Origin of the sequence: Streptomyces sp. NPDC002793, assembly GCF_040295485.1 — a bacterium.
Lineage (GTDB): Bacteria > Actinomycetota > Actinomycetes > Streptomycetales > Streptomycetaceae > Streptomyces.
This window is the reverse complement of sequence record NZ_JBEOVL010000003.1, coordinates 1-23,199: the sequence shown is the minus strand read 5'-3', so window position 1 is coordinate 23,199 and position 23,199 is coordinate 1. Positions and strand designations below refer to the sequence as shown.

The 23,199-nt window shown below is 69.5% G+C and carries 21 protein-coding genes and 1 riboswitch; of the genes, 16 read left to right on the top strand and 5 right to left on the bottom strand.

Annotated features, from left to right (window positions below; all coding sequences use genetic code 11):
• Window positions 1-141 precede the first annotated feature (141 nt).
• On the top strand, window positions 142-1,116 hold the full coding sequence (locus tag ABT001_RS03385) for a carbohydrate kinase family protein (protein WP_351271639.1): 975 nt from the start codon (window positions 142-144) through the stop codon (window positions 1,114-1,116).
• Between the two features lie 10 nt (window positions 1,117-1,126).
• Here ABT001_RS03385 and ABT001_RS03380 read toward each other — a convergent pair whose 3' ends face one another.
• Window positions 1,127-2,509, bottom strand: a complete 1,383-nt coding sequence (locus ABT001_RS03380) for a cysteine desulfurase/sulfurtransferase TusA family protein (RefSeq protein ID WP_351271636.1) — start codon at window positions 2,507-2,509, stop codon at window positions 1,127-1,129.
• Window positions 2,510-2,780: 271 nt separating this feature from the next.
• Between ABT001_RS03380 and ctaC the strand changes: the two genes are divergently transcribed.
• The 4 genes from ctaC (at window position 2,781) to ABT001_RS03360 (ending at window position 7,259) form a co-directional block, all read left to right on the top strand.
• Window positions 2,781-3,749 (top strand): aa3-type cytochrome oxidase subunit II, encoded by a 969-nt coding sequence (gene ctaC / locus ABT001_RS03375; RefSeq protein WP_351271633.1) that lies wholly within the window; start codon window positions 2,781-2,783, stop codon window positions 3,747-3,749.
• The gene (gene ctaD / locus ABT001_RS03370; RefSeq protein WP_351271630.1) at window positions 3,746-5,482 is read left to right on the top strand and encodes an aa3-type cytochrome oxidase subunit I; all 1,737 of its coding nucleotides are present in this window, start codon (window positions 3,746-3,748) and stop codon (window positions 5,480-5,482) included. Before ctaC ends, ctaD begins: the two co-directional genes overlap by 4 nt.
• Complete coding sequence (locus tag ABT001_RS03365) at window positions 5,479-5,877, top strand: cytochrome c oxidase subunit 4 (protein WP_351271627.1); 399 nt, start codon at window positions 5,479-5,481, stop codon at window positions 5,875-5,877. Before ctaD ends, ABT001_RS03365 begins: the two co-directional genes overlap by 4 nt.
• A gap of 125 nt (window positions 5,878-6,002) precedes the next feature.
• Entirely contained in the window at window positions 6,003-7,259 is a 1,257-nt protein-coding gene (locus ABT001_RS03360) for a L,D-transpeptidase (protein WP_351271624.1), read from the top strand.
• Window positions 7,260-7,321: 62 nt separating this feature from the next.
• On the opposite strand, the gene ABT001_RS03355 is transcribed toward ABT001_RS03360, so the two are convergent.
• Window positions 7,322-7,723, bottom strand: a complete 402-nt coding sequence (locus ABT001_RS03355; RefSeq protein ID WP_351271621.1) for a response regulator transcription factor — start codon at window positions 7,721-7,723, stop codon at window positions 7,322-7,324.
• Window positions 7,724-7,918: 195 nt separating this feature from the next.
• On the opposite strand from ABT001_RS03355, the gene ctaE reads away from it, so the two are divergent.
• The 6 genes from ctaE (at window position 7,919) to ABT001_RS03325 (ending at window position 15,020) form a co-directional block, all read left to right on the top strand.
• Window positions 7,919-8,530, top strand: a complete 612-nt coding sequence (gene ctaE / locus ABT001_RS03350; RefSeq protein WP_351271619.1) for an aa3-type cytochrome oxidase subunit III — start codon at window positions 7,919-7,921, stop codon at window positions 8,528-8,530.
• Between the two features lie 55 nt (window positions 8,531-8,585).
• Window positions 8,586-9,395 (top strand): cytochrome bc1 complex diheme cytochrome c subunit, encoded by an 810-nt coding sequence (gene qcrC / locus ABT001_RS03345; RefSeq protein WP_351271616.1) that lies wholly within the window; start codon window positions 8,586-8,588, stop codon window positions 9,393-9,395.
• Window positions 9,392-10,444, top strand: a complete 1,053-nt coding sequence (gene qcrA, locus ABT001_RS03340) for a cytochrome bc1 complex Rieske iron-sulfur subunit (RefSeq protein WP_351271613.1) — start codon at window positions 9,392-9,394, stop codon at window positions 10,442-10,444. Before qcrC ends, qcrA begins: the two co-directional genes overlap by 4 nt.
• A complete protein-coding gene (qcrB, locus tag ABT001_RS03335; protein WP_351271611.1) occupies window positions 10,441-12,066 on the top strand; it encodes a cytochrome bc1 complex cytochrome b subunit in 1,626 nt (541 codons plus the stop codon). The genes qcrA and qcrB overlap by 4 nt, the downstream gene beginning before the upstream one ends.
• A gap of 124 nt (window positions 12,067-12,190) precedes the next feature.
• A complete protein-coding gene (gene trpD / locus ABT001_RS03330; RefSeq protein WP_351271608.1) occupies window positions 12,191-13,255 on the top strand; it encodes an anthranilate phosphoribosyltransferase in 1,065 nt (354 codons plus the stop codon).
• Between the two features lie 83 nt (window positions 13,256-13,338).
• Window positions 13,339-13,456, top strand: a riboswitch (SAM riboswitch).
• A 184-nt stretch (window positions 13,457-13,640) separates the two neighbouring features.
• Window positions 13,641-15,020: an aminotransferase class V-fold PLP-dependent enzyme gene (locus ABT001_RS03325; protein ID WP_351271605.1), complete on the top strand. Its 1,380-nt coding sequence runs from the start codon at window positions 13,641-13,643 to the stop codon at window positions 15,018-15,020.
• A 73-nt stretch (window positions 15,021-15,093) separates the two neighbouring features.
• Here the strand turns inward: ABT001_RS03325 and ABT001_RS03320 are convergent, their stop codons facing one another.
• Together ABT001_RS03320 and ABT001_RS03315 are read right to left on the bottom strand one after the other, a co-directional pair.
• Window positions 15,094-15,375 (bottom strand): Lrp/AsnC family transcriptional regulator, encoded by a 282-nt coding sequence (locus tag ABT001_RS03320; protein ID WP_351271602.1) that lies wholly within the window; start codon window positions 15,373-15,375, stop codon window positions 15,094-15,096.
• Window positions 15,372-16,109 carry a rhomboid family intramembrane serine protease gene (locus ABT001_RS03315; protein WP_351271599.1) on the bottom strand — a complete coding sequence of 246 codons (738 nt, stop codon included), beginning with the start codon at window positions 16,107-16,109 and terminating at the stop codon, window positions 15,372-15,374. Before ABT001_RS03315 ends, ABT001_RS03320 begins: the two co-directional genes overlap by 4 nt.
• Before the next feature lie 164 nt (window positions 16,110-16,273).
• On the opposite strand from ABT001_RS03315, the gene ABT001_RS03310 reads away from it, so the two are divergent.
• From ABT001_RS03310 to ABT001_RS03295, 4 genes are all read left to right on the top strand, one after another.
• Entirely contained in the window at window positions 16,274-16,516 is a 243-nt protein-coding gene (locus ABT001_RS03310; protein ID WP_014156692.1) for a hypothetical protein, read from the top strand.
• Between the two features lie 34 nt (window positions 16,517-16,550).
• Window positions 16,551-17,915, top strand: coding sequence for an NYN domain-containing protein (locus ABT001_RS03305; protein WP_351271596.1), 1,365 nt, complete (start codon window positions 16,551-16,553; stop codon window positions 17,913-17,915).
• Window positions 17,916-18,212: 297 nt separating this feature from the next.
• Window positions 18,213-19,238, top strand: a complete 1,026-nt coding sequence (locus ABT001_RS03300) for a C40 family peptidase (protein WP_351271593.1) — start codon at window positions 18,213-18,215, stop codon at window positions 19,236-19,238.
• Window positions 19,239-19,347: 109 nt separating this feature from the next.
• Window positions 19,348-20,601: a hypothetical protein gene (locus ABT001_RS03295; RefSeq protein WP_351271590.1), complete on the top strand. Its 1,254-nt coding sequence runs from the start codon at window positions 19,348-19,350 to the stop codon at window positions 20,599-20,601.
• Here ABT001_RS03295 and ABT001_RS03290 read toward each other — a convergent pair.
• Entirely contained in the window at window positions 20,558-21,823 is a 1,266-nt protein-coding gene (locus tag ABT001_RS03290) for a glycosyltransferase 87 family protein (RefSeq protein WP_351271588.1), read from the bottom strand. The two genes, ABT001_RS03295 and ABT001_RS03290, sit on opposite strands and share 44 nt — an antisense overlap.
• 76 nt (window positions 21,824-21,899) lie before the next feature.
• On the opposite strand from ABT001_RS03290, the gene ABT001_RS03285 reads away from it, so the two are divergent.
• Window positions 21,900-23,042: a glycosyltransferase family 4 protein gene (locus ABT001_RS03285; protein ID WP_351271585.1), complete on the top strand. Its 1,143-nt coding sequence runs from the start codon at window positions 21,900-21,902 to the stop codon at window positions 23,040-23,042.
• The last annotated feature ends 157 nt before the right edge of the window (window positions 23,043-23,199 follow it).

Genomic DNA, 23,199 nt, shown 5'->3' with positions numbered 1-23,199 from the left:
GGGAGAGCCAGGTAGAAAGACCTACTATCAGGTAGTTTTGCCCTTTCGGGCACGGTGGCGTCACCGGGTAGCGTGAATTGTCACGCCGTCCCGGAGGGCGCGCTCGCGCGTTCCCTTCGCCTTCCGCAGGAGCAGCCTCCCGTGCGTATCGCAGTCACCGGCTCCATCGCCACCGACCACCTCATGACCTTCCCCGGCCGATTCGCCGACCAGTTGGTCGCGGACCAGCTGCACACGGTCTCGCTCTCCTTCCTGGTCGACAACCTCGACGTGCGCCGCGGCGGCGTGGGCGCGAACATCGCCTTCGGCATGGGCGTGCTCGGCACCCAGCCGATCCTCGTGGGCGCCGTCGGTTCCGACTTCGACGACTACCGCGCCTGGCTCGACAGGCACGGCGTCGACACCGGCTCGGTCCGGGTCTCCGAGGTCCTCCACACGGCGCGCTTCGTCTGCACCACGGACGCGGACCACAACCAGATCGGCTCCTTCTACACGGGCGCCATGAGCGAGGCCCGGCTGATCGAGCTCAAGAGCGTCGCCGACCGCGTCGGCGGCCTCGACCTCGTCTCGATCGGGGCCGACGACCCCGAGGCGATGCTCCGCCACACGGAGGAGTGCCGCTCGCGGAGCATCCCGTTCGCCGCGGACTTCTCGCAGCAGATCGCCCGGATGGACGGTGAGGAGATCCGGATCCTCCTCGACGGCGCGACGTACCTCTTCTCCAACGAGTACGAGAAGGGGCTCATCGAGTCCAAGACCGGCTGGAGCGAAGAGGAGATCCTGTCCAGGGTCGGCCACCGCGTCACCACCCTCGGCGCCCGCGGTGTCCGCATCGACCGTGCCGGCCAGGACCCCATCGTGGTCGGCTGCGCCGAGGAGGAGCGCAAGGCCGACCCGACCGGCGTCGGCGACGCCTTCCGGGCCGGTTTCCTCTCCGGCCTCGCCTGGGGAGTGGGCCTGGAACGCGCCGCCCAGGTCGGCTGCATGCTCGCGACCCTGGTCATCGAGACGGTCGGCACGCAGGAGTACACGCTGCGCCGGAACTCCTTCATGGACCGCTTCACCAAGGCATACGGGGACGAGGCGGCGTCCGAGGTCAGGAAGCACCTCTCCTAGGGCATACGGCTCAGAGGAGTCGGCGGACCACATAGGCCGAGCCACGGTCCGTCGGCTCCTCGCCCACGTACTCCTGCTCGCGCATCGCACACCAGGCCGGGATGTCGAGGCGTGCGGCCTCGTCGTCCGAGAGGACCGTCACCGTGCCGCCCACGGGTACCTCTCCGATCACCTTTGCGAGCTCGATCACCGGAATCGGGCAGCGCCTGCCCAGCGCGTCGACCACGAGTGAGGCCCGCGGCGCGGGGGAGGACGTCGTCGAGGCGGGCGCGCCGAGCCGCTCCCGTACCTCGGACACCACGCCCGGCAGCGCGTCGAGGAAGCCGTCGACCTGTTCGTCCGTCGTCCCGGCCGGGAGCGACACGCGGACGTTCCCCTCCGTGAGCACCCCCATGGCCTTGAGGACATGGCTGGGCGTCAGGGTGCTGCTCGTGCAGGACGATCCCGACGACACGGAGAATCCGGCCCGGTCCAGCTCCAGGAGCACGGTCTCCCCGTCGGCATAGAGACAGGAGAAGGTGACCAGGTGCGGCAGCCGGCGTACCGGATCGCCGACGACCTCCACATCGGGTACCGAGGACCCCACCGCGGCCCGGATCCGGTCCACCAGGGCGCGCAGCCGGGCACCCTCCGCCTCGGCCTCCGCGCGCACCGCCCGCAGGGAGGCGGCGGCCGCCACGACGGCCGGGATGTTCTCGAAGCCGGTGGCGCGGCCCGACTCCCGCTCGTCGACGGGGCCTTGGGGCGCGAACCGTACCCCCTTGCGCACCGCGAGCAGCCCGACCCCGGCCGGTCCTCCCCACTTGTGGGCGCTCGCGGCCATCAGCGACCACCGGCCGGGTACGGGTCCCCAGCCGAGGGACTGCGCGGCGTCCACCAATAGGGGCACTCCCGCCCCGGCGCAGATCTCGGCGGTCTCCGCCACCGGCTGCACGGTCCCCACCTCGTGGTTGGCGGACTGCAGACAGGCCAGCGCGGTGTCCGGGCGGAGGGCCCGGCCGAACGCCGAGGGGTCCACCGCCCCGGTCCGGTCCACCTCCACCTCGGTGTGCGAGCCGCCCTCCGCGTCGAGGGCCGCGGCCGCGTGGAGGACCGAGGAGTGCTCGACGGCCGAGAGCACCAGGTGGCGCCCGACACGCCGACGCCCGGAGAGAACTCCGGCCACGGCCGAGTGCACGGCCCTGGTGCCGGACGAGGTGAAGACGAGCTCGTCCGGACGGCAGCCGACTGCTTCCGCCGCGGTCTCCCTGGCCGCGTCGAGCAGCAGCGCGGCCCGCCGCCCCTCGCGGTGGAGCCTGGCCGGATCGGCCCACCCCTCGTCCAGTGAGGCAAGCAGCGCCTGGCGGGCGACGGGATGCAGGGGGGCGGAGGAAGCCGCGTCGAAGTAGGGCACACCGTCACGCTAGCCCGCACGGGGGCGTGGCCAGGAGACCGGCCGCACGGTGACGGGGAGAGGGGGCGTCAGATGGCGGCCGGAAGCGCGCATTCCACCCCTTCGGGGTGTCGTGCGGCGCGTTGGGCACCCTCCCCGCGCGGCCCCAAATAGCGTCCAGTAGGGTTTGGTCCGCATAAACATCCAAACCCCTGCCCGCGTCAGGGCCGGCGACCGACCAAGTGAGACGGGCGCGCCGACCGTGCGGGCGAGACTCTCGGGAAGGCGCTACGTGAGTCCCAACGGCTCCGACCGCTCGTCGCGGCGCCCGATGCGGCGGAAGCTGCCGCAGGTGCTGACTGCGGGCCTGGTCCTGGCGACGGCCTCCGGTTGTTCATACAACTGGGAGGATTTCCCCCGCCTCGGTATGCCCACCCCGGTAACGGAAGAGGCCCCTCGGATCCTCTCCCTCTGGCAGGGCTCGTGGGCGGCAGCGCTCGCCACGGGCGTCCTTGTCTGGGGGCTGATCCTGTGGAGCGTCATCTTCCACCGGCGAAGCAGGACCAAGGTGGAGGTACCCCAGCAGACCAGGTACAACATGCCTATCGAGGCGCTGTACACAGTGGTCCCCCTCATCATCGTCTCGGTGTTCTTCTACTTCACCGCGCGCGATGAATCGAAGCTCCTCGAGCTCACCCCGAAGCCGGCCCACACCATCAACGTGGTCGGCTACCAGTGGAGCTGGGGCTTCAACTACATCGAGAACGTGGAGGGCTCGCCCTCCACCGGCAGCGAGGTCCCCAAGGAGCTCGACGCCATCCCCGACAAGTACCGCAAGGACTTCCCCGAGGGCGCCGGCGGCGTCTACGACGTGGGCATCCCCGGTACGCGCAACCCGCAGAACGGCAACCCGGGCCCGACCCTGTGGCTGCCGAAGGGCGAGAAGGTCCGCTTCGTCCTGACTTCGCGTGACGTCATCCACTCCTTCTGGGTGGTGCCGTTCCTCATGAAGCAGGACGTCATTCCGGGCCACACCAACTCCTTCGAGGTCACGCCGAAGAAGGAGGGCACCTACATGGGTAAGTGCGCCGAGCTCTGTGGCGTCGACCACTCCCGGATGCTCTTCAACGTCAAGATCGTCTCTCCCGAGCGTTACCAGCAGCACCTCAAGGAGCTGGCGGAGAAGGGTCAGACGGGCTACGTGCCGGCAGGCATCGAGCAGACGGACCCGGCCAGGAATGCGGAGACGAACAAACTGTGAGCATCCTCAATGAATCCCAGGGTGCCGCGGCAGCAGACGACTCGTTCGAGGACGAGCTGCCGGTGCGGCGCAAGCAGCCGGGGAGTGTCGTCGTCAAGTGGCTGACCACCACTGACCACAAGACGATCGGCACGATGTACCTGGTCACATCGTTCGCCTTCTTCTGCATCGGTGGCCTCCTGGCGCTCTTCATGCGCGCCGAGCTGGCCCGTCCGGGTACGCAGATCATGTCGAACGAGCAGTTCAACCAGGCGTTCACGATGCACGGCACGATCATGCTGCTGATGTTCGCGACGCCGCTCTTCGCCGGGTTCGCGAACTGGATCATGCCGCTGCAGATCGGCGCGCCCGACGTGGCGTTCCCGCGGCTGAACATGTTCGCGTACTGGCTGTACCTCTTCGGCTCGCTGATCGCCGTGGGCGGATTCCTCACCCCGCAGGGTGCGGCCGACTTCGGATGGTTCGCCTACTCCCCGCTGTCGGACGCGGTCCGCTCACCGGGTGTCGGTGCCGACATGTGGATCATGGGTCTGGCCTTCTCCGGCTTCGGTACGATCCTCGGTTCGGTCAACTTCATCACCACGATCATCTGCATGCGCGCCCCCGGCATGACGATGTTCCGCATGCCGATCTTCACCTGGAACGTCCTGCTGACCGGTGTCCTGGTCCTGCTGGCCTTCCCGGTACTCGCCGCCGCGCTCTTCGCGCTGGAGGTCGACCGAAAATTCGGCGCGCACATCTTCGACGCGGCCAATGGCGGCGCATTGCTCTGGCAACACCTCTTCTGGTTCTTCGGCCATCCAGAGGTGTACATCATCGCTCTACCGTTCTTCGGAATCATTTCCGAGATCATTCCGGTATTCAGCCGCAAGCCGATGTTCGGTTATGTCGGTCTGATCAGCGCGACGATCGCCATCGCCGGCCTTTCCGTGACGGTGTGGGCGCACCACATGTATGTCACCGGCGGCGTGCTCCTGCCGTTCTTCTCCTTCATGACCTTCCTCATCGCGGTGCCCACCGGTGTGAAGTTCTTCAACTGGATCGGCACGATGTGGAAGGGGTCGTTGTCCTTCGAGACACCGATGCTCTGGTCGGTCGGCTTCCTGATCACCTTCGCCTTCGGTGGTCTGACCGGCGTGATCCTGGCCTCGCCGCCGCTGGACTTCCACATCTCGGACTCGTACTTCGTCGTCGCGCACTTCCACTACGTCGTCTTCGGCACCGTGGTCTTCGCGATGTTCGCCGGATTCCACTTCTGGTGGCCGAAGTTCACCGGCAAGATGCTGGACGAGCGGCTCGGGAAGATGACCTTCTGGACGCTGTTCATCGGCTTCCACGGCACGTTCCTGGTGCAGCACTGGCTGGGTGCCGAGGGCATGCCGCGCCGTTACGCGGACTACCTCGCAGCCGACGGCTTCACGGCCCTCAACACGATCTCGACGATCTCCTCGTTCGTGCTCGGACTGTCGATGCTTCCGTTCATGTACAACGTCTGGAAGACCGCCAAGTACGGCAAGAAGATCGAGGTCGACGACCCCTGGGGCTACGGCCGTTCGCTCGAATGGGCGACGTCCTGCCCGCCGCCCCGGCACAACTTCCTCAGCCTGCCGCGGATCCGTTCCGAATCCCCGGCGTTCGACCTGCACCACCCGGAGATCGCGGCGCTCGAGCAGCTGGATCACCTGTCCGAGGGTGAGAAGGTCCTCGTCGGCGGCAAGGAGGACGGCAAGTGAAGATCCAGGGCAAGCTCTTCATCTGGCTGAGCGTCTTCATGCTGGCCATGGCCGTCACGTACGGCGTCTGGTCCAAGGAGCCGGTCGGTACCACCGCGCTGGTCCTGGCCTTCGGGCTGACCATCATGATCGGCTTCTACCTGGCCTTCACGGCCAACAGGGTCGACGCGATGGCCCAGGACAACAAGGAGGCCGACGTCGCGGACGAAGCCGGTGATGTGGGCTTCTTCTCCCCGCACAGCTGGCAGCCGCTCTCGCTGGCCATCGGTGGCGCCTTCCTCTTCATGGCCGTCGTCTTCGGCTGGTGGCTGGCGTACTTCTCGGCCCCGCTGCTCCTGATCGGCCTCTTCGGCTGGGTCTTCGAGTACTACCGGGGCGAGAACCGCACCCAGTAGGACACGCCTCCACAGGACGCGTAGCACCCGTACGGGGGCCCTGAACGCTCGGCAACGAGCGGGCAGGGCCCCCGTTTGCAGTCCCTGAACGCGCTGGATCGGATGAATCTTCTTAGCGTGGGTTCATGAACCACACGCCGCGCATCCGCACCGTAGTGAGCTGCACCCTGCTGGTCGTGACCCTGGTAGCGGGTGCGACCGCCTGTGGCGAGCCCGACGGTCATCCCCTGTCGCTGAGGTCCTACGACGCAGCCGACCTGGTCTCCTTCAACGGCCCGTCCGAGGGCGAGAAGGCCGACCCCGACACGCCCATCGAAGTCACCGTCGAGGACGACGACACGAAAGTCACGGACGTGACGGCCGTCGACACCGAGGGCCGCCACCTCGCGGGCGAACTCGACGCCGACGGCAAGCGGTGGCACTCCACCACCCCGCTCGCGGCCGGCACCCGATACACCGTCAAGGTCTCCACCGAGAACGGCGACGGGGCTCCCGGCAGCCGTACGTACGCCTTCGGCACGGCCACGGCCAAGAAGTTCCTGAAGGTCGCCTTCGGCCCGCAGGCGGGCACCTACGGCGTCGGACAGCCCCTCACGGCGGAACTCAGCGCTCCGGTCACCGACAGGGCCGCCAGAGCCACCGTGGAGCGCGGGCTCCAGGTCCGGTCCGCCCCCGCCGTCACCGGCTCCTGGCACTGGGTCGACGCCAAGACACTGCACTACCGGCCCAAGGAGTACTGGCCGGCCGACGCCAGCATCGACGTCCGCAGCAATCTCAAGGGGATAAAAGTCACCGACGTCCTCTACGGGGCGGCGGCGAAACCCCTGAAGCTCACCACCGGCGACCGCATAGAAGCGATCACCGACGCCTCGGACCACTCCATGACCGTTCTGCGCAACGGCGAAGTGATCAACACCATGCCGGTGACCACGGGCAAGCCGGGGTTCGACACCCGCAACGGCGTCAAGGTCGTGCTCGCCAAGGAGCAGTTCGTACGTATGCGCGGCGAGAGCATCGGCATCGCCGCCGGCTCGTCGGAGTCCTACGACCTGCCTGTCTACTGGGCGACACGCGTCACCTGGAGCGGTGAGTACGTCCACGCGGCGCCCTGGTCCACGGGTTCACAGGGCAGCGCCAACGTCAGCCACGGCTGTACGGGAATGAGCACCGCCGACGCGGAGTGGTTCTTCGAGACCGTGCGCGAGGGCGACATCGTCACGGTCGTCGGGAGCGACGGCGAGACGATGACGCCCTTCGACAACGGCTTCGGCGACTGGAACCTGTCCTGGGAAGCCTGGCAGAAGGGCAGCGCCCTGCACGGCGGCGGCACGCCCGACACGGGCACCGACGTCCGAACGGCGCGGCTGCGCCCCCAGGTCTGATCCGGCCCGGAGTGAGCCGCGCCTCACGAGGACACCGGGCGGGGGCCCGGGGCCGATCGGCCTCAGGCCCCCACGGACAGCCTCTGGCGCAGCAGGGACGCCAGCGCGTCCGCGAAGCCGACCGGATCGACCGGATGGGTCACAGCGGCGTCCGCACGGCTCCACGTGGCCAGCCAGGCGTCCTGCGGGCGCCCGATCAGCAGCAGCACGGGCGGGCAGTCGAAGATCTCGTCCTTGATCTGCCGGCAGACGCCCATGCCGCCCGCGGGGGCCGTCTCGCCGTCCAGCACGCAGACGTCGACACCGCCCCGGTCCAGTGCGCTCAGGACCGCGGGCAGGGTGGCGCACTCCAGGAACTCCACAGGTGGGACGTCCGCCGCAGGCCTCCGCCCGGCTGCCAGCCTCACCTGCTCACGGGTGTTGGCGTCGTCGCTGTAGACCAGGACCGTGGCGGTCGGCTGCATTGTTCCTCCGTGACGTCTGTGTCTTCGGGGCTCTCCGGGCATGAACCGATGGGCGGATCGTACTCCGGCGGACTGCCTGTCAGCACCGGTAAAGACAGCGATTCGATGGGCCGTTCGGTGAGGACACACCCCTCGGACACACCGAACGGCACCCCCCGGAGTGAGGGCGGGATAAGCGACCGACATAATGTCGGCGTGGCGACAGCAACGACAGTAGAAACCGGGCACGCGCACCCGTCGGTCAATCGGCCGAACCTCACCAGCGTCGGAACCATCATCTGGTTGAGTTCCGAGCTGATGTTCTTCGCGGCCCTCTTCGCGATGTACTTCACCCTGCGATCGGTGATGGGACCCGATCACTGGAAGGAGATGGCTCACCATCTGAACTTCCCGTTCTCGGCGACGAACACCACGATCCTGGTGCTTTCCTCTCTCACCTGCCAGCTCGGCGTATTCGCCGCGGAGCGGGGCGATGTGAAGAAGCTCCGCACCTGGTTCATCATCACGTTCGTGATGGGTTCGATCTTCATCGGCGGCCAGGTCCTGGAGTACACCGAGCTGGTCAAGGAGGCGGGTCTCTCGCTCTCCTCCGACCCGTACGGTTCGGTGTTCTACCTGACGACCGGCTTCCACGGGCTGCATGTGACAGGCGGTCTCATCGCCTTCCTGCTCGTCCTGGGCAGGACCTACGCGGCCTCGAGATTCACCCACGAACAGGCCACAGCGGCCATCGTCGTGTCCTACTACTGGCACTTCGTCGATGTCGTCTGGATCGGCCTGTTCGCCACGATCTACATGATCAAGTAACCGGGCTCGCACCCACCCATCATCGACGCAGAAGATCCTGACACCGGGGTAATCCGTGAAAAAGCTCTCCGCACGACGACGCCATCCGCTGGCGGCGGTCGTCGTACTACTCCTCGCGCTGGCGGCTACCGGGGGGCTGTACGCCGCGTTCGCGCCTGCGAGTAAGGCGCAGGCCGACGAAACCGCCCAGTCCCTCGCCATCGACGAGGGCAAGAAGCTCTACTCCGTGGGCTGCGCAAGCTGCCACGGATCCGGCGGTCAGGGCACCACCGACGGTCCGTCCCTCGTGGGCGTCGGCTCCGCCGCCGTCGACTTCCAGGTCGGTACCGGACGCATGCCGGCTCAGCAGCCGGGTGCCCAGGTACCGAAGAAGCCGGTCATCTACACCCAGGCCGAGATCGACCAGCTCGCGGCGTACGTCGCGTCCCTGGGCGCCGGTCCGATCACGCCGACCAAGAGCCAGGTCGACCCGTCGGGCGCGGACGTGGCCAAGGGCGGCGACCTGTTCCGCAACAACTGCGCGCAGTGCCACAACTTCACGGGCAAGGGCGGCGCGCTGACAGACGGCAAGTTCGCCCCGGACCTCGAAGGCGTGAGCCCGAAGCACATCTACGAGGCCATGCAGACCGGCCCGCAGAGCATGCCCTCCTTCCCGGACAGCACCATGCCGGAGCAGCAGAAGAAAGACATCATCGCGTACATCCAGACCGTCAACGGCAGTGAGTCCGAGTCCCCCGGCGGGCTCTCGCTCGGCGGCCTCGGCCCCGTCAGCGAAGGTCTCTTCGGCTGGATCTTCGGCCTGGGCGGCCTGATCGCCGTCGCCGTATGGGTCGCGGCCCACACCGCTAAGGCCAAGAAGTCATGAGTAGCCAACAGATTCCAGAAGAGAACCTGCCGGTAGAGCAGGGCACCGCGCACGGCGCGGTAGAGGGTGCGGGCGACCCGTTCGCCGACCCGGGGCTGCCGGCCCACAAGCCGCGCATCCAGGACATCGACGAACGAGCCGCGAACCGCTCCGAGCGGGCCGTCGCCCTCATGTTCACGCTGTCCATGCTGGCGACGGTCGGCTTCATCGCCTCGTACGTCATCTTCCCGGTCGACAAGATCGTCTACATCTGGCCGTTCGGCCACGTGAGCGCGCTCAACTTCTCCCTGGGCCTGACCCTGGGCCTGGCGCTCTTCCTCATCGGCGCGGGCGCCGTCCACTGGGCGCGCACCCTGATGTCCGACGTGGAGGTCGCCGACGACCGGCACGCCATCGAGGCCACGCCCGAGGTCAAGGCCAAGGTCATGGCCGACTTCGCGGCCGGTGCCAAGGAGTCCGCGATCGGCCGGCGGAAGCTGATCCGCAACACCATGTTCGGTGCGCTGGCCCTGGTGCCGCTCTCCGGCGTGGTGCTGCTGCGCGACCTCGGCCCGCTGCCGGAGAAGAAGCTCCGCAAGACCCTGTGGGCCAAGGGCAAGCAGCTCGTCAACATGAACACCATGGAGCCGCTGCGCCCCGAGGACGTCGTCGTCGGTTCGCTGACCTTCGCCATGCCCGAGGGCCTGGAGGAGGACGCGCACGACTTCCAGACGCAGATCGCCAAGGCCGCCCTGATGATCATCCGCATCGAGCCGGACAACATCAAGGACCCGCGGGAGCGCGAGTGGGCCCACGAGGGAATCGTGGCCTTCTCCAAGATCTGCACCCACGTCGGCTGCCCGATCAGCCTGTACGAGCAGCAGACCCACCACGTGCTCTGCCCGTGCCACCAGTCCACCTTCGACCTCTCCGACGGCGCCCGCGTCATCTTCGGTCCGGCCGGTCACGCCCTCCCGCAGCTGCGGATCGGCGTGAACAGCGAGGGCAACCTCGAGGCGCTCGGTGACTTCGAAGAGCCCGTCGGTCCTGCCTTCTGGGAGCGCGGATGAGTACTGCGACGGAATCACAGCGCAAGGCGCCCGCCGGTGAGCGGGTGGCCGACTGGGCGGACGGCCGGCTGGGCATCTACGGCCTGGCCAAGGCCAACATGCGCAAGATCTTCCCGGACCACTGGTCCTTCATGCTGGGTGAGATCTGCCTCTACAGCTTCATCATCATCATCCTCACGGGTGTGTACCTGACGCTGTTCTTCAACCCGAGCATGAACGAGGTCGTCTACCACGGCTCGTACGAGCCGATGCAGGGCATCCGGATGTCCGCGGCCTACGCGTCGACGCTGGACATCAGCTTCGACGTCCGCGGTGGTCTGCTGGTCCGGCAGATCCACCACTGGGCCGCGATCATCTTCCTCGCCGGCATGTTCGTGCACATGTTCCGGGTGTTCTTCACCGGGGCGTACCGCAAGCCGCGTGAGATCAACTGGCTGTTCGGCTTCCTGCTGTTCGTGCTCGGCATGTTCACCGGGTTCACCGGCTACTCGCTCCCGGACGACCTGCTCTCCGGTACGGGTGTGCGCTTCACGCAGGGCGCGATCCTGTCGATGCCGATCGTCGGTACGTACATCTCGATGTTCCTGTTCGGCGGGGAGTTCCCCGGTACGGACATCATCTCGAGGTTCTACTCGATCCACATCCTGCTGCTGCCGGGCATCATGCTCGGGCTCGTGGTCGGCCACCTCATCCTGGTCTTCTTCCACAAGCACACGCAGTTCGCCGGCCCGGGCAAGACGAACAAGAACGTCGTCGGCATGCCGCTGCTGCCGGTGTACATGGCGAAGGCCGGAGGGTTCTTCTTCCTGGTCTTCGGCTTCATCGCGATCCTCTCCGCGATCGCCACGATCAACCCGATCTGGGCGCTCGGCCCGTACCGTCCCGACCAGGTGTCCACGGGCGCCCAGCCGGACTGGTACATGGGCTTCGCGGAAGGCTTCGTCCGTGTGATGCCTGGCTGGGAGATCAACCTCTGGGGCCACACCCTGGTCCTGGGTGTCCTCATCCCGCTGGTCCTCTTCGGTGTCGTGCTCGGGGCACTCGCCCTGTACCCGTTCATCGAGTCCTGGATCACCGGGGACAAGCGCGAGCACCACATCCTGGACCGTCCGCGCAACGCACCGACCCGCACCGGGCTGGGTGTCGCCTGGGTGACGATCTACTTCGTCATGCTGATCGGCGGCGGCAACGACATCTGGGCGACCCACTTCCACCTGTCGCTCAACGCGATCAGCTGGTTCGTGCGGATCGGCTTCTTCGTCGGCCCGGTCCTGGCGTTCGTCGTCACCCGGCGGATCTGCCTCGGCCTCCAGCGCCGCGACAAGGAGAAGGTGCTGCACGGGCGCGAGTCCGGCACCATCAAGCGCCTGCCGCACGGTGAGTTCGTGGAGATCCACGAGCCGCTCAGCCAGGAGCAGCTGCACACGCTCACGGCGCACGAGCAGTACAAGCCGCTCGAGATCGGCCCGACGGTCGACAAGAACGGTGTCGAGCGCAAGCCGTCCGCGGTGCAGAAGCTGCGGGCCAGGCTCAGCAAGAGCTACTACGGCGAGGACAACCAGATCGCCAAGCCCACTGCCGAGGAGTACAAGGAGATCACCAGCGGCCACGGCCACCACTGATCACCTCAGCTGACCGCCACAGCGGGAGCCCCGTCCATCCGATGGACGGGGCTCTTCGCTGTCCCCTCGGGCCTGGATAGGGTGGGGGCGACCTTGTATCGGCTGTGGACCCCAGGAGCGGACCATGAACGTTGTGACCCCGGACGGCGGCGACAGCGTGGCGGCCCGTACCTGGCCCGGCGTGCTGACCCCCCTGCTGCGCGGCGAGCACCTGAGCTCCGACGACACCGCGTGGGCGATGGACCGCATCATGAGCGGCGAGGCCACGGACGTGCAGATCGCCGGCTTCGCCGTCGCGCTCCGGGCCAAGGGCGAGACCGTCGACGAGGTCACCGGGCTCGTCCGCGCCATGTACGAGCACGCCCACACCATCGAGGTCCCCGGCCGCACGGTCGACATCGTGGGGACCGGCGGAGACATGGCCAAGACGGTCAACATCTCCACCATGTCGGCGATCGTCGTCGCGGGGACGGGTGCGAAGGTCGTCAAGCACGGCAACCGGGCCTCCTCCTCGGCGAGCGGAGCCTCCGACGTGCTGGAGAAGCTCGGCGTCAACCTCGAACTGACGCCGCAGCGGGTCGTCGCCGTCGCCGAGGAGGCGGGCATCACCTTCTGTTTCGCGGTGAAGTTCCACCCCGCCCTGAGGCACGCGGCCAGGGCGCGCAAGGAACTGGGCACGCAGACCACCTTCAACATCCTGGGACCGCTCACCAACCCGGCCCGGGTGCGCTCCCAGGCCATCGGGGTCGCCGACCCGAAGATGGCGCCCATCGTCGCGGGCGTGCTGGCGGCCCGCGGCAACTCGGCGCTCGTCTTCCGGGGCGACGACGGCCTGGACGAGCTGACCACCACGGCGACCTCGCGGGTCTGGACCGTCCGCGACGGGGCCGTCCGCGAGGAACCCTTCGACCCGCGCGACGTCGGCCTGGACCTGGTCCCCGTCGAGGCGCTGCGCGGCGCGGACGCCTCGTACAACGCGGATGTGGCCCGTCGGTTGCTGGACGGGGAGACCGGCGCCGTACGTGACGCCGTGCTGCTCAACTCGGCCGCCGCGCTGGTCGCGCTGGACCAGGGCGAGGGCACGCTGAACGAGCAGCTGTCGGCCGGGATCGCGCGGGCCGCCGAGTCGATCGACTCCGGTGCGGCCAAGCGGGCGCTGGAGCGCTGGGTGGCGGCCAGCCACGCCTGATCCAGACGGATGACACAGGGGCGCGGTCCGGATGGCGGACCGCGCCCTTGCGTGTCACCGCGTATATGGCAAGATACTGCGCAGGTCATGAGTGACAGCGACTACGGCCCCGGCCCGCTGTCCGGCAACCCTCCGTCCGTGGCGGGGTGCCCCGGGTGAAGACCAGGCCGCAGGCAGCGAGGTCTGTGGCAAGCGCGGGCCCCTCGGCATCGTTGGATGCCACCCCTTGGGGTCCTGGTCCCAGGGAGCCTCTTGTGAGCAAGCGAATGCGATAGGGCACGACGCCCTCCTCCGCACACCCCTTTTCACCTTCCTTCCCGTGCTGCTGCGTTCCTGTTCGGATCGCCGGCGCGAGGATTTCGCCTGTCTCTTACGGGAGTTCGCCATGTCTGTCTCCACCGCTGCCGTCGACCAGTCCATTTGTGCCCCGCTGCCGGTTCTGGGTGCAGATGTCACCGTTCCGCTCGTGACGGGTGGAGATGTCACCTACGCCGCCCTCGACTACGCGGCCAGCGCCCCGGCTCTCCAGCGGGTGTGGGACGACGTGGCCGCCTACGCCCCCTACTACGGCAGCGTGCACCGCGGAGCCGGTTACCTCTCGCAGCTCTCCACCGACCTGTTCGAGAGCAGCCGGGTGACCGTGGCGGAGTTCCTCGGCTGCCGCGCGGACGACCAGGTGGTCTTCACCCGCTCGACGACCGACTCCCTCAACCTGCTGGCCGCCGTGCTGCCCGCCGGCTGCGAGGTGTTCGTGTTCGAAACCGAGCACCACGCCTCGCTGCTGCCCTGGCGCGACGCCCGGGTGACCTACCTCGACGCCCCCCGTACCCCGCACCAGGCGGTCGCCACGCTGGAGCGGGCCCTGGCCGCACGTGAACCCCACGGGCCCGCCCTGGTCTGCGTCACGGGCGCGTCCAACGTCACCGGTGAGCTGTGGCCGGTGAGGGAACTGGCCGCGGCCGCCCACGCCCACGGGGCGCGGATCGTGCTCGACGCGGCCCAGCTGGCACCCCATCACCCGGTGGACATCGCGGAGCTGGACGTCGACTGGATCGCCTTCTCCGGGCACAAGCTGTACGCGCCCTTCGGCTCCGGCGTCCTCGCGGGCCGGGCCGACTGGCTGGTGGACGCGGAGCCCTACCTCGCGGGTGGCGGGGCCTCCCGCAAGGTCGCCCGGCGCGCCGACGGCGGTGTGGACGTCGAATGGCACACCACCGCTGCCCGGCACGAGGCCGGATCGCCCAACGTGATCGGTGTCCACTCCATCGCCGCCGCCTGCAAGGCCCTGACCGAGGCCGGATTCGACCGGCTGGTCGCGAGGGAGCAGCAGCTGGTGACCCGGGTCCGTGAGGGCCTCGCGGGCGTCCCCGAGGTCAAGGTGCTCTCACTGTTCGGCGACGACGCCCCGAGGGTCGGCGTCATCTCCTTCGTGGTCGAGGGATGGAACAGCTCGCACTTCGCCGCCGCGCTCTCCGCCGAGTACGGCATCGGGGTGCGCGACGGACTGTTCTGCGCCCACCCGCTGGTGCGGACCCTGCTGGGCAGCGAGCCTCAGGAGCCGGGTGAATGCGGTGCGCCGGAGGCCGCCCCGGGGGAGAAGTCCCTCAACGCCATCCGGGTGAGCTTCGGCGCGGGCACGCCGGACGAGCACATCGAGCGGTTCCTCGGCGCGGTCCGTGAACTGGTGAGCAAGGGCGCCCGCTGGAGCTACCGCACCGAGGAGGGCCGCTGCGTGCCCGACCGCGGCACCGCCGCGCAGGCCTGACCGGTCCGAAACGCGGCTCCGGCCGGGGACGGGAGGCCTTGCGCCCCGTCCCCGGCCGGAGCCGTACGTCGTGTCAGGCGTCGAGCCCGATGGCGAAGGCCGCCTCGAGGTCGTGCTGCGAGTAGGTGCGGAAGGCGACGTGGGTGTCGGTGCCTTCGACGCCCGGGATCTTGCTGATCCGGCCCGGGATGACGTCGGCCAGATCGTCGTGCCGGGCCACCCGGACCATGGCGATCAGGTCGTACGTACCGGTGACCGAGAAGACTTCGCTGACGCTGTCCAGCGTGGCGATGGCCTCGGCGATCTCGGGAATCCGGTCCACGCTGGTCTTGATGAGCACGATCGCGGTGATCACGGCTGGCTTTCTCCCTCGGTGGCCGTGGCTGGAGACTTCACTGTAGTACCCCGGAACCGCACCCAGGCGTAGAGGAACCCCGCCGCGAAACCCGCCACGTGCGCCAGGTACGCCACGCCCGGGCCGCTGCCCGCGCTCTGTGCCGCCAGCCACTGCAGGACGAACCAGAACACGAGCACGATCCAGGCGGGGAAGCGCAGCGGCAGGAAGAAGAGGAAGGGGAAGAGGCTGGTCACCCGGGCCCTGGGGAAGAGTCGGAGGAACGCGCCGAGCACCGCGGAGATCGCCCCCGACGCGCCGACCAGCGTCTGGTCGGAACCCGCGTGCACCACCGCGTAGGCCACCAGGGCGAAGTAGCCGCACACGACGTAGAAGAAGGCGAATGCCGTGCGGCCCATGCGCTCCTCGGCCATGGCGCCGAACACGTAGAGGAAGAGCAGGTTGCCCAGGAGGTGCAGCCAACTGCCGTGCACGAAGAGCGCGGTCAGCGGGGTCAGGGCCGCGTGCGCGGAGCCGTCCAGCAGCTCGCTGGGGATCACGCCCCACCGCTCGAAGTACCCGGCCTGGGCGGCCAGCAGCGCCTCGCCGCCGCCGTAGGCGGGATTGAACCCGGAGAGCGGGCTGATCAGGAACACCGCGCAGCACAGCGCCATCAGCCCGTACGTGACCGGGGCGCTCCCGGCACCGAGCTCTCCGGCCCGCTCCCGCCGGTCGACCTTCCGCCAATCGATCACGTACAGAGCATGACGCACCAGTCGATAACGGGACGGGCCGCCTCGCCGTGCCGATAGGTATGCGCAAGGCCGTAGGGTTGCCGTAAGGACATCCGCAGTTCGACGGCGCACCGCGAGATCGAAGACCTGGGCACGTACGAGACTCGACGAAAGAGGACGCAACGATGACGACGGTTCCCCAGCCGACGGACGGGACCCGCTGGCGCTGCACGCTCTGCGGCAATCTCACCCGTTTCGATGTGACGCGCTCCTCGAAGGTCGTGGAGTACGTGCATCTCGACCTGGCCGGGGAGTCGAGTGTCGAGGAGCGCGAGGTGGTCAGTGAGACCATCGAGTCGGTGCGCTGTCGTTGGTGCAACGCCGTGGACCAGATCGAGCTGGTCGACAGGCCGGGTGCCGACTCCTGACGGAGCCGTGCGGACAGACATATTGGGGTGATGGATGGTGGAGCAGCCGACAGGCGGCGCCGGACCGGCCGACGCGGCCGACGGCGCCGCGGAGTCGCTCGACCGTCCGCTGCCCGAGGGCGTACGCCGCAAGGTGGTGGCCCTGGTCTCGGAGGCGTTCGGCGGGCTGACCGTCGGCGAACTCCCCTCCCAGCTCCGCCAGTACGCGCGTTTCACCCCGAACAGGCGGGCCAAGTTCGCGGGTAACGCGATGGCCGCCGCCCTGGAGAGCGACCCGGCGTTCCGCCGGCGCATCGGCGAGCGGATCACCCAGACCCAGCCGGAGCTGGCCGGAGCGCTCACGTCCGGCGCTCCGCCCGCCGCCGCCGACCCCGTCGATGTGGCCGCCGCCGCCTATGTGCTGCGGCCGGCCGACTGGGTCAAGCTGGTGGCGGCCGCCGGTGAAGAGGTCCACAGGGCGCACGCCGAGCGGGTGGACGAGGAGACCAGGCGCGAGCTGGAGCGGTTGCGCGGGGAGCTCGACCGTGCCCGCGGACAGACCAAGGCCGACACCGAACGGTTGCGTGCGGAGCTGGAGGCGTCCCGCAAGGAGGCCGACTCCCTGCACCGCAAGCTGCGCAGCGTCCTCAGCGAGGTGAAGCGTGGAGAGGCGGCTCTGCGCAAGGCGGGCGCCGAGACCGACGCCGTGCGGGCCGAAGCCGCCGCCCAGGTGTCCGCCGCCGAGAGCGAGTCCCGCCGGCTCAAGGCGCGGCTGGCCGAGGCGGAGGCATCCGTCGAGGCCGGCCGCCGGGCCGCGAGAGAGGGCCGCTCGGTCGAGGACATGCGGCTGAGGCTGCTCCTGGACACCGTGCTCGACGCGGCGCAGGGGCTCCGCCGTGAACTGGCCCTGCCCCCTTCCTCGCTGCGCCCCGCCGACGGCGTCGAAGCGGTGGAGCCCGGCCGGATGTCGCCGAAGGACATTGCGGCCAGGGCGCTTTCGGAGACCGATCCGGCGCTGCTCGACCAACTGCTCGCCCTGCCGCAGGCCCATCTGATCGTCGACGGCTACAACGTCACGAAGACCGGCTATCCGCAGATGCCGCTGGAGAAGCAGCGGTTGCGCCTCCTGGGTGGTCTCTCCGTCCTCGCGGCACAGACCGGCGCCGAGATGACCTGTGTCTTCGACGGCGCCGAGCTCGCTGTCCCCGTCCTGCTGGCTCCGCCGCGCGGAGTCCGGGTGCTGTTCAGCAAGGCGGGGGTGACCGCGGACGAGCTGATCCGTCAACTCGCGCGCGCCGAACCGCCGGGCAGACCCGTCGTCGTGGTCTCCACCGACCGTGAGGTCGCCGACGGGGTGGCGAAGGCGGGGGCGAGACCGGTCGCGTCCGCCTTGCTCCTGAAGCGCCTTTCGCGCGTCTGAGGCGTCATGTGAGACATGGGCGACTTGCCGGAATTTATGGAACGTACCGTCAAGTTGCCGCTACACGCAGTGCGGTGAAAGTAAAGAAGTGCCTGGTGTGACGAGATTTTGCTCGTGAGGATTTGAACTGATCACAGGATGGTCACTAGGGTCAGGCCTCGAACCTTCGCACGGTTGATTGCCCACCCGGGGTAACGGCGAAGGAACCGCCGAGTCCGTGATGTGCACGGAGCCGGGGATTCGTTCGTATCCCCCCACAGCCCGGTAGGCGGCTCGAGGAAGAAGGAGCTCGCCTTCGTGGCGTCCCACCGTCGTCCCAAGCAGCCGAGCCGCACTCGCGTGACCGTGCTCACCGTGACCGCTGCCGCAGCTGTTGCCCTGACCTCCCAGACGGCCCAGGCCGACCCCAAGCCGACCAAGAGCGAGGTCAAGGCGAAGGTCGACAAGCTCTACCACGAGGCCGAGGTCGCCACCGAGAAGGCCAACGGCGCCAAGGAGCAGCAGGACGAGCTCAAGGAGCAGGCCGACGCGCTCCAGGACAAGGTCGCCCGTGGCCAGGACGAGCTCAACGCCATGCGCGGCGAGCTCGGTGCGCTCGCCACCGCGCAGTACCGCTCCGGCGGTCTCGACCCGTCCGTCCAGCTGCTGCTCTCCTCGGACCCGGACAGCTTCCTGGACCAGGCCTCCGCGCTCGACCAGCTGACGGCCAAGCAGGCCGAGTCGCTGCAGAAGATCCAGGCGAAGCAGCGCACCCTTGCGCAGCAGCGCAAGGAGGCGCAGGGGAAGCTCAGCGACCTTGCCGACGTCCGTAAGACGCTGAACGACAACAAGAAGAAGTACCAGGGCAAGCTCGCCGACGCCCGGGAGCTGCTCAACACGCTCACCCAGGCCGAGCGCGCCGAGATGCAGCAGGACCAGCAGCGCGCCAGCCGCGCCGCCGGTGACCGGGTCGAGCTCGGCAAGGAGGCCCCCGCGTCCGCCCGTGGGGCCGCCGCTCTCGCGGCCGCCGCCACCCAGCTGGGCAAGCCGTACGTCTCCGGTGGCTCCGGGCCCAACTCGTTCGACTGCTCGGGTCTGACCCAGTGGGCCTACGCCCAGGCCGGTGTCCAGATCACCCGGACCACGTACACGCAGGTCAACGACGGTGTGCAGATCGGCCGCGGTGCGCTCAAGCCCGGCGACCTGGTCTTCTTCAGCAACACCTCGCACGTGGGCCTGTACGCGGGCAACAACCAGGTCCTGCACGCGCCGTACCCGGGCCAGGTCGTCCGCTACGAGGCGATGGAGTACCTGGGAGCCTTCCAGTTCGGCGTGCGCGTCTGACACCCGGACGGGTGCGTAGCGGCACGCTTCGGTGACACCCCGCCCCGCCGGAGACCCCCAGGTCTCCGGCGGGGCGCCGCTGTGACCGCACTGACCGTACGATCGGCTGATGGCTGTCGGGACGCGGGACGCGCGGCGGGAACACCTCCCCGGACGGCGCACGGCGGGTGCCGTGCTCGCCGCCCTGCTTCTCGCGCCCGCCTGCTCCGCCCCCGGGGACACCACGGCCGGCCCCACCGCGCAGGAGATCGGCGCCACCCTGGACCGGCGCGCCGCCGCGGTCATGGAACACGACACCGACGCTTACCTGGCCGCGCTCGACCCCCGGGCCGTCTCCTTCCGGGCCGCCCAGCGCACCGAACTGCGCAACCTCGCCGACGTGCCGCTGGAATCGTGGGCGTACAAGGTGAAGGACGTGAAGGACCGGGGCGCGGACCGGGTCACCGCCGAGGTCGAACTGCGCTACCGGATCAAGGACTACGACAAGGCGCCCATGTCCTCCTCCCGCACGGTGGAGCTGGTCCGCCGCGGTGAGGGACGCACCTGGTACATCGCCGCCGACCGGGCGGCCGACGGCGCCCCGGAGCAGCTCTGGCAGCAGGGGGAGGTCGAGGCCGTACGGGGCGCGCACAGCCTGGTCCTGGGGGTCGGCCGCGAGGCGGCCGAGCTGCGCGGGATCGCCGACACCGCGGACCGGGCCGTCCCCGCCGTCACGGGCTCCTGGCCGGAGCCCTGGGCGGAGCGGGTCGTGGTGCTCGTCCCCGGGACCGTGGAGGACATGGCGGGGCTGCTGGACTCACCCGCGGCCAGCTACCGGGGCATCGCGGCCGTCACCACCGGCAAGGTCGGGGGGAGCGGGCGGGAGCCGGCGGACCGGGTGATCGTCAACCCGCAGGCATACGGAATGCTCGGCGACTTCGGGCAGCGGGTCGTCCTCACCCACGAGACCACCCATGTGGCGACCCGGGCCCACACCTCCGCCGCCACGCCCGTCTGGCTCTCGGAGGGCTTCGCCGACCGGGCCGCCTACCGCCGGGAGAGCCGGACCGCCCCCGAGGTCGCACCGGAGCTCGCCGAGGCGGTGCGCGGCGGTGATCTGCCCGCGCACCTGCCGACCGACGAGGACTTCGGCTTCGGTGAGGACGCGGGGCGGCTCTCCCGGGCCTACGAGGGTGCCTGGCTGGCCTGCGAGCTCATCGTGCGGGACTGGGGCGAGGAGGAGCTGATCGCCTTCTACAGGGCCGTGGGGAGCCGTTCGGAGCGGGACGGAGCCGTGGAGCAGGCCATGCACACGGTGCTCGGCACCACGCCCCAGGACTTCACGGCGCGCTGGCGGGAGTATCTGCGCGACCGGCTCGGCTGATCCGCTCCGCCGTACGCCCTTCCCGGGCCCCCGGCACGGTGTCCCGCCACAGCCGCCGCCCCGCGCTCAGCACCGCCGCGACCAGCAGACCGTTGCGTACGGCCATGAGCGCGACGCCCTCCGCGTCACTGGCCACCACGTGCGCGAAGCCCAGCGGGAACTCCAGCAGGGTGACGGCGGTGGCCACCAGGACCAGGCACGCGGGGGGCGCCATGCGGCTGCCCCGGAACACCAGGCACACCGCGGCGACACCGAGCGGCCACACCATGTACTGGGGGCTGATGACCCGGCTGGTCACGGTGAACAGCAGGACCGCGGTGAACGCCGCGTCCGCAGGGGTGTGCGCCGCGAACGTACGGGCCCGCAGCCGCCACACCAGCAGCCAGCCGAAGGCGAGCACGCTGAGGGCCAGGGTCAGGGTGCTCACCAGCGCCACATGCGGGCCGGCGAACTCCATGGAGCCGTAGCGGAGCTCCACCCGGCCCTCCCAGCCGAACCGGCGGGCCACATGGAAGACCAGAGCGCCCAGCGACTCGATCTCCAGCCCCCGGTCCCGCTGGAACGTCAGGAAGGCGAACGCGCCGGGCGCCGCCACCGCGGCCGCCGACGCCAGAACCACGGCCGTCACCGCCGCCGCCGACCAGGAGCGGCGTGTGGCCCTCCCCTTGGGGGTGCCCACCAGCACCAGCACCGGCCACACCTTCAGCAGCGCGCCGAAGGCGGCCAGCGCTCCCAGCACCCTGGGGTGGCGCACGCCGGCCAGCAGCGCCGCCACCGCGACGGCCGTCACCATGAGGTCGTAGCGGGCGTACACCGTCGGCCCGAGCAGCGGCACGCCCGCCACCCACACCCAGACCCCCGCCTCACGCATGCCCGGACGGCTCCCCGCGTACAGCAGGAGCCCGAACACCAGGGCGTCACACAGCAGTACGAGGACGAAGAAGGCGGAGGCGTACTCCAGGAACGGCAGGAGGTCGGGGGAGAGGACGGCGAGCGCCGCGGCGGGCGGGTACTGCCAGGTGACGTCGTCCAGCGGGAAGGAACCGGCGTGGAGCACCTCGTACCAGCCCCGGTAGATCACCGAGACGTCGACGGTGACATCGGGGCCCGGCACCGTGAACACCTTGAAGACACAGAGCAGCAGCACCGCCCGGGTGAGGCCCCAGACGGCGAGGGACAGACCCCGGACCGCGTGGCCGCTCGTATCCGTTCTCACCGTCATGCCGCCATGATGCAGGCCCGGGCTGTGCGGGAGCCGTCAGGCAGGGCCGTCGGGCCGCCCGGTACTGTCGGCGGCGATGGACAAGACGCTGATCGTGACGAACGACTTCCCGCCCCGCCCCGGCGGCATCCAGGCCTTCCTGCACAACATGGCGTTGCGCGTGGACCCCGAGCGGCTCGTCGTCTACGCATCCACCTGGAAGCGCGGCACGGAGGGCACCGAGGCCACCGCCGCCTTCGACGCCGAGCAGCCGTTCACCGTCGTACGCGACCGGACGACGATGCTGCTGCCCACCCCCCGGGTCACCCGGCAGGCCGTCGGGCTGCTGCGCGAACACGGCTGCTCCTCCGTGTGGTTCGGTGCGGCCGCCCCCCTCGGGCTGATGGCGCCCGCGCTGCGCAAGGCCGGTGCCCGCCGGATCGTGGCCACCACGCACGGCCACGAGGCGGGCTGGGCCCAGCTGCCCGCGTCGCGGCAGCTGCTGCGACGCATCGGCGAGGGCACCGACACGATCACCTACCTCGGCGAGTACACCCGCTCCAGGATCTCCGCCGCACTTACCCCGCAGGCCGCCGGACGCATGGTGCAACTGCCGCCCGGCGTCGACGAGAAGACCTTCCACCCGGCCTCCGGCGGCGACCGTGTCAGGGCCCGGCTCGGGCTCACGGACCGGCCCGTCGTCGTCTGCGTGTCGCGGCTCGTGCCACGCAAGGGCCAGGACACCCTCATCCTGGCCATGCCCGCGATCCTGGCGCGGGTGCCGGACGCCGTCCTGCTCGTCGTGGGCGGCGGCCCCTACGCCGGGCAGCTGAAGAAGCTGGCGGCCGAGACCGGTGTCGAGGACTCCGTTCGCTTCACCGGACCGGTGCCGTGGGAGGAGCTCCCCGCGCACTACGGCGCGGGTGACGTGTTCGCCATGCCCTGCCGCACCAGGCGCGGCGGGCTCGACGTCGAAGGCCTCGGCATCGTCTACCTGGAGGCTTCCGCGACCGGGCTGCCGGTCGTGGCCGGTGACTCGGGGGGCGCCCCGGACGCGGTGCTCGACGGCGAGACCGGGTGGGTGGTGCGGGGCGGCTCCGCCGAGGAGTCCGCCGACCGGATCGTCACCCTCCTCGGCGATCCGGAGCTGCGCCGGCGCATGGGCGAGCGGGGCAGGGCGTGGGTCCAGGAGAAGTGGCGCTGGGACCTCCTCGCCGAACAGCTGAGGACGCTGCTCTGAGCGCGCTGCTCTCAGCACGCTGCTCTCAGTACGCGTGGAGGGGCCCGCACCGGCCGGTGGGGGGGCCGCCCCCCCGGCGGGCGGGGGGGGCCGCGGGGGTAATAAACACCGACGCACCCGAATACAAATGCACGACCAAATGCTGGATTGTGAGTGG

Bases quoted from the DNA above. Each gene is read 5' to 3' on its own strand.
- ABT001_RS03290 (WP_351271588.1), bottom strand. From the start codon at position 21,823: ATGACGGTGAGAACGGATACGAGCGGCCACGCGGTCCGGGGTCTGTCC.
- ABT001_RS03355 (WP_351271621.1), bottom strand. From the start codon at position 7,723: ATGCAGCCGACCGCCACGGTCCTGGTCTACAGCGACGACGCCAACACC.
- ABT001_RS03325 (WP_351271605.1), top strand. From the start codon at position 13,641: ATGTCTGTCTCCACCGCTGCCGTCGACCAGTCCATTTGTGCCCCGCTG.
- ABT001_RS03310 (WP_014156692.1), top strand. From the start codon at position 16,274: ATGACGACGGTTCCCCAGCCGACGGACGGGACCCGCTGGCGCTGCACG.
- ABT001_RS03305 (WP_351271596.1), top strand. From the start codon at position 16,551: ATGGTGGAGCAGCCGACAGGCGGCGCCGGACCGGCCGACGCGGCCGAC.
- ABT001_RS03285 (WP_351271585.1), top strand. From the start codon at position 21,900: ATGGACAAGACGCTGATCGTGACGAACGACTTCCCGCCCCGCCCCGGC.
- qcrA (WP_351271613.1), top strand. From the start codon at position 9,392: ATGAGTAGCCAACAGATTCCAGAAGAGAACCTGCCGGTAGAGCAGGGC.
- ABT001_RS03360 (WP_351271624.1), top strand. From the start codon at position 6,003: ATGAACCACACGCCGCGCATCCGCACCGTAGTGAGCTGCACCCTGCTG.
- qcrB (WP_351271611.1), top strand. From the start codon at position 10,441: ATGAGTACTGCGACGGAATCACAGCGCAAGGCGCCCGCCGGTGAGCGG.
- trpD (WP_351271608.1), top strand. From the start codon at position 12,191: ATGAACGTTGTGACCCCGGACGGCGGCGACAGCGTGGCGGCCCGTACC.
- ABT001_RS03295 (WP_351271590.1), top strand. From the start codon at position 19,348: ATGGCTGTCGGGACGCGGGACGCGCGGCGGGAACACCTCCCCGGACGG.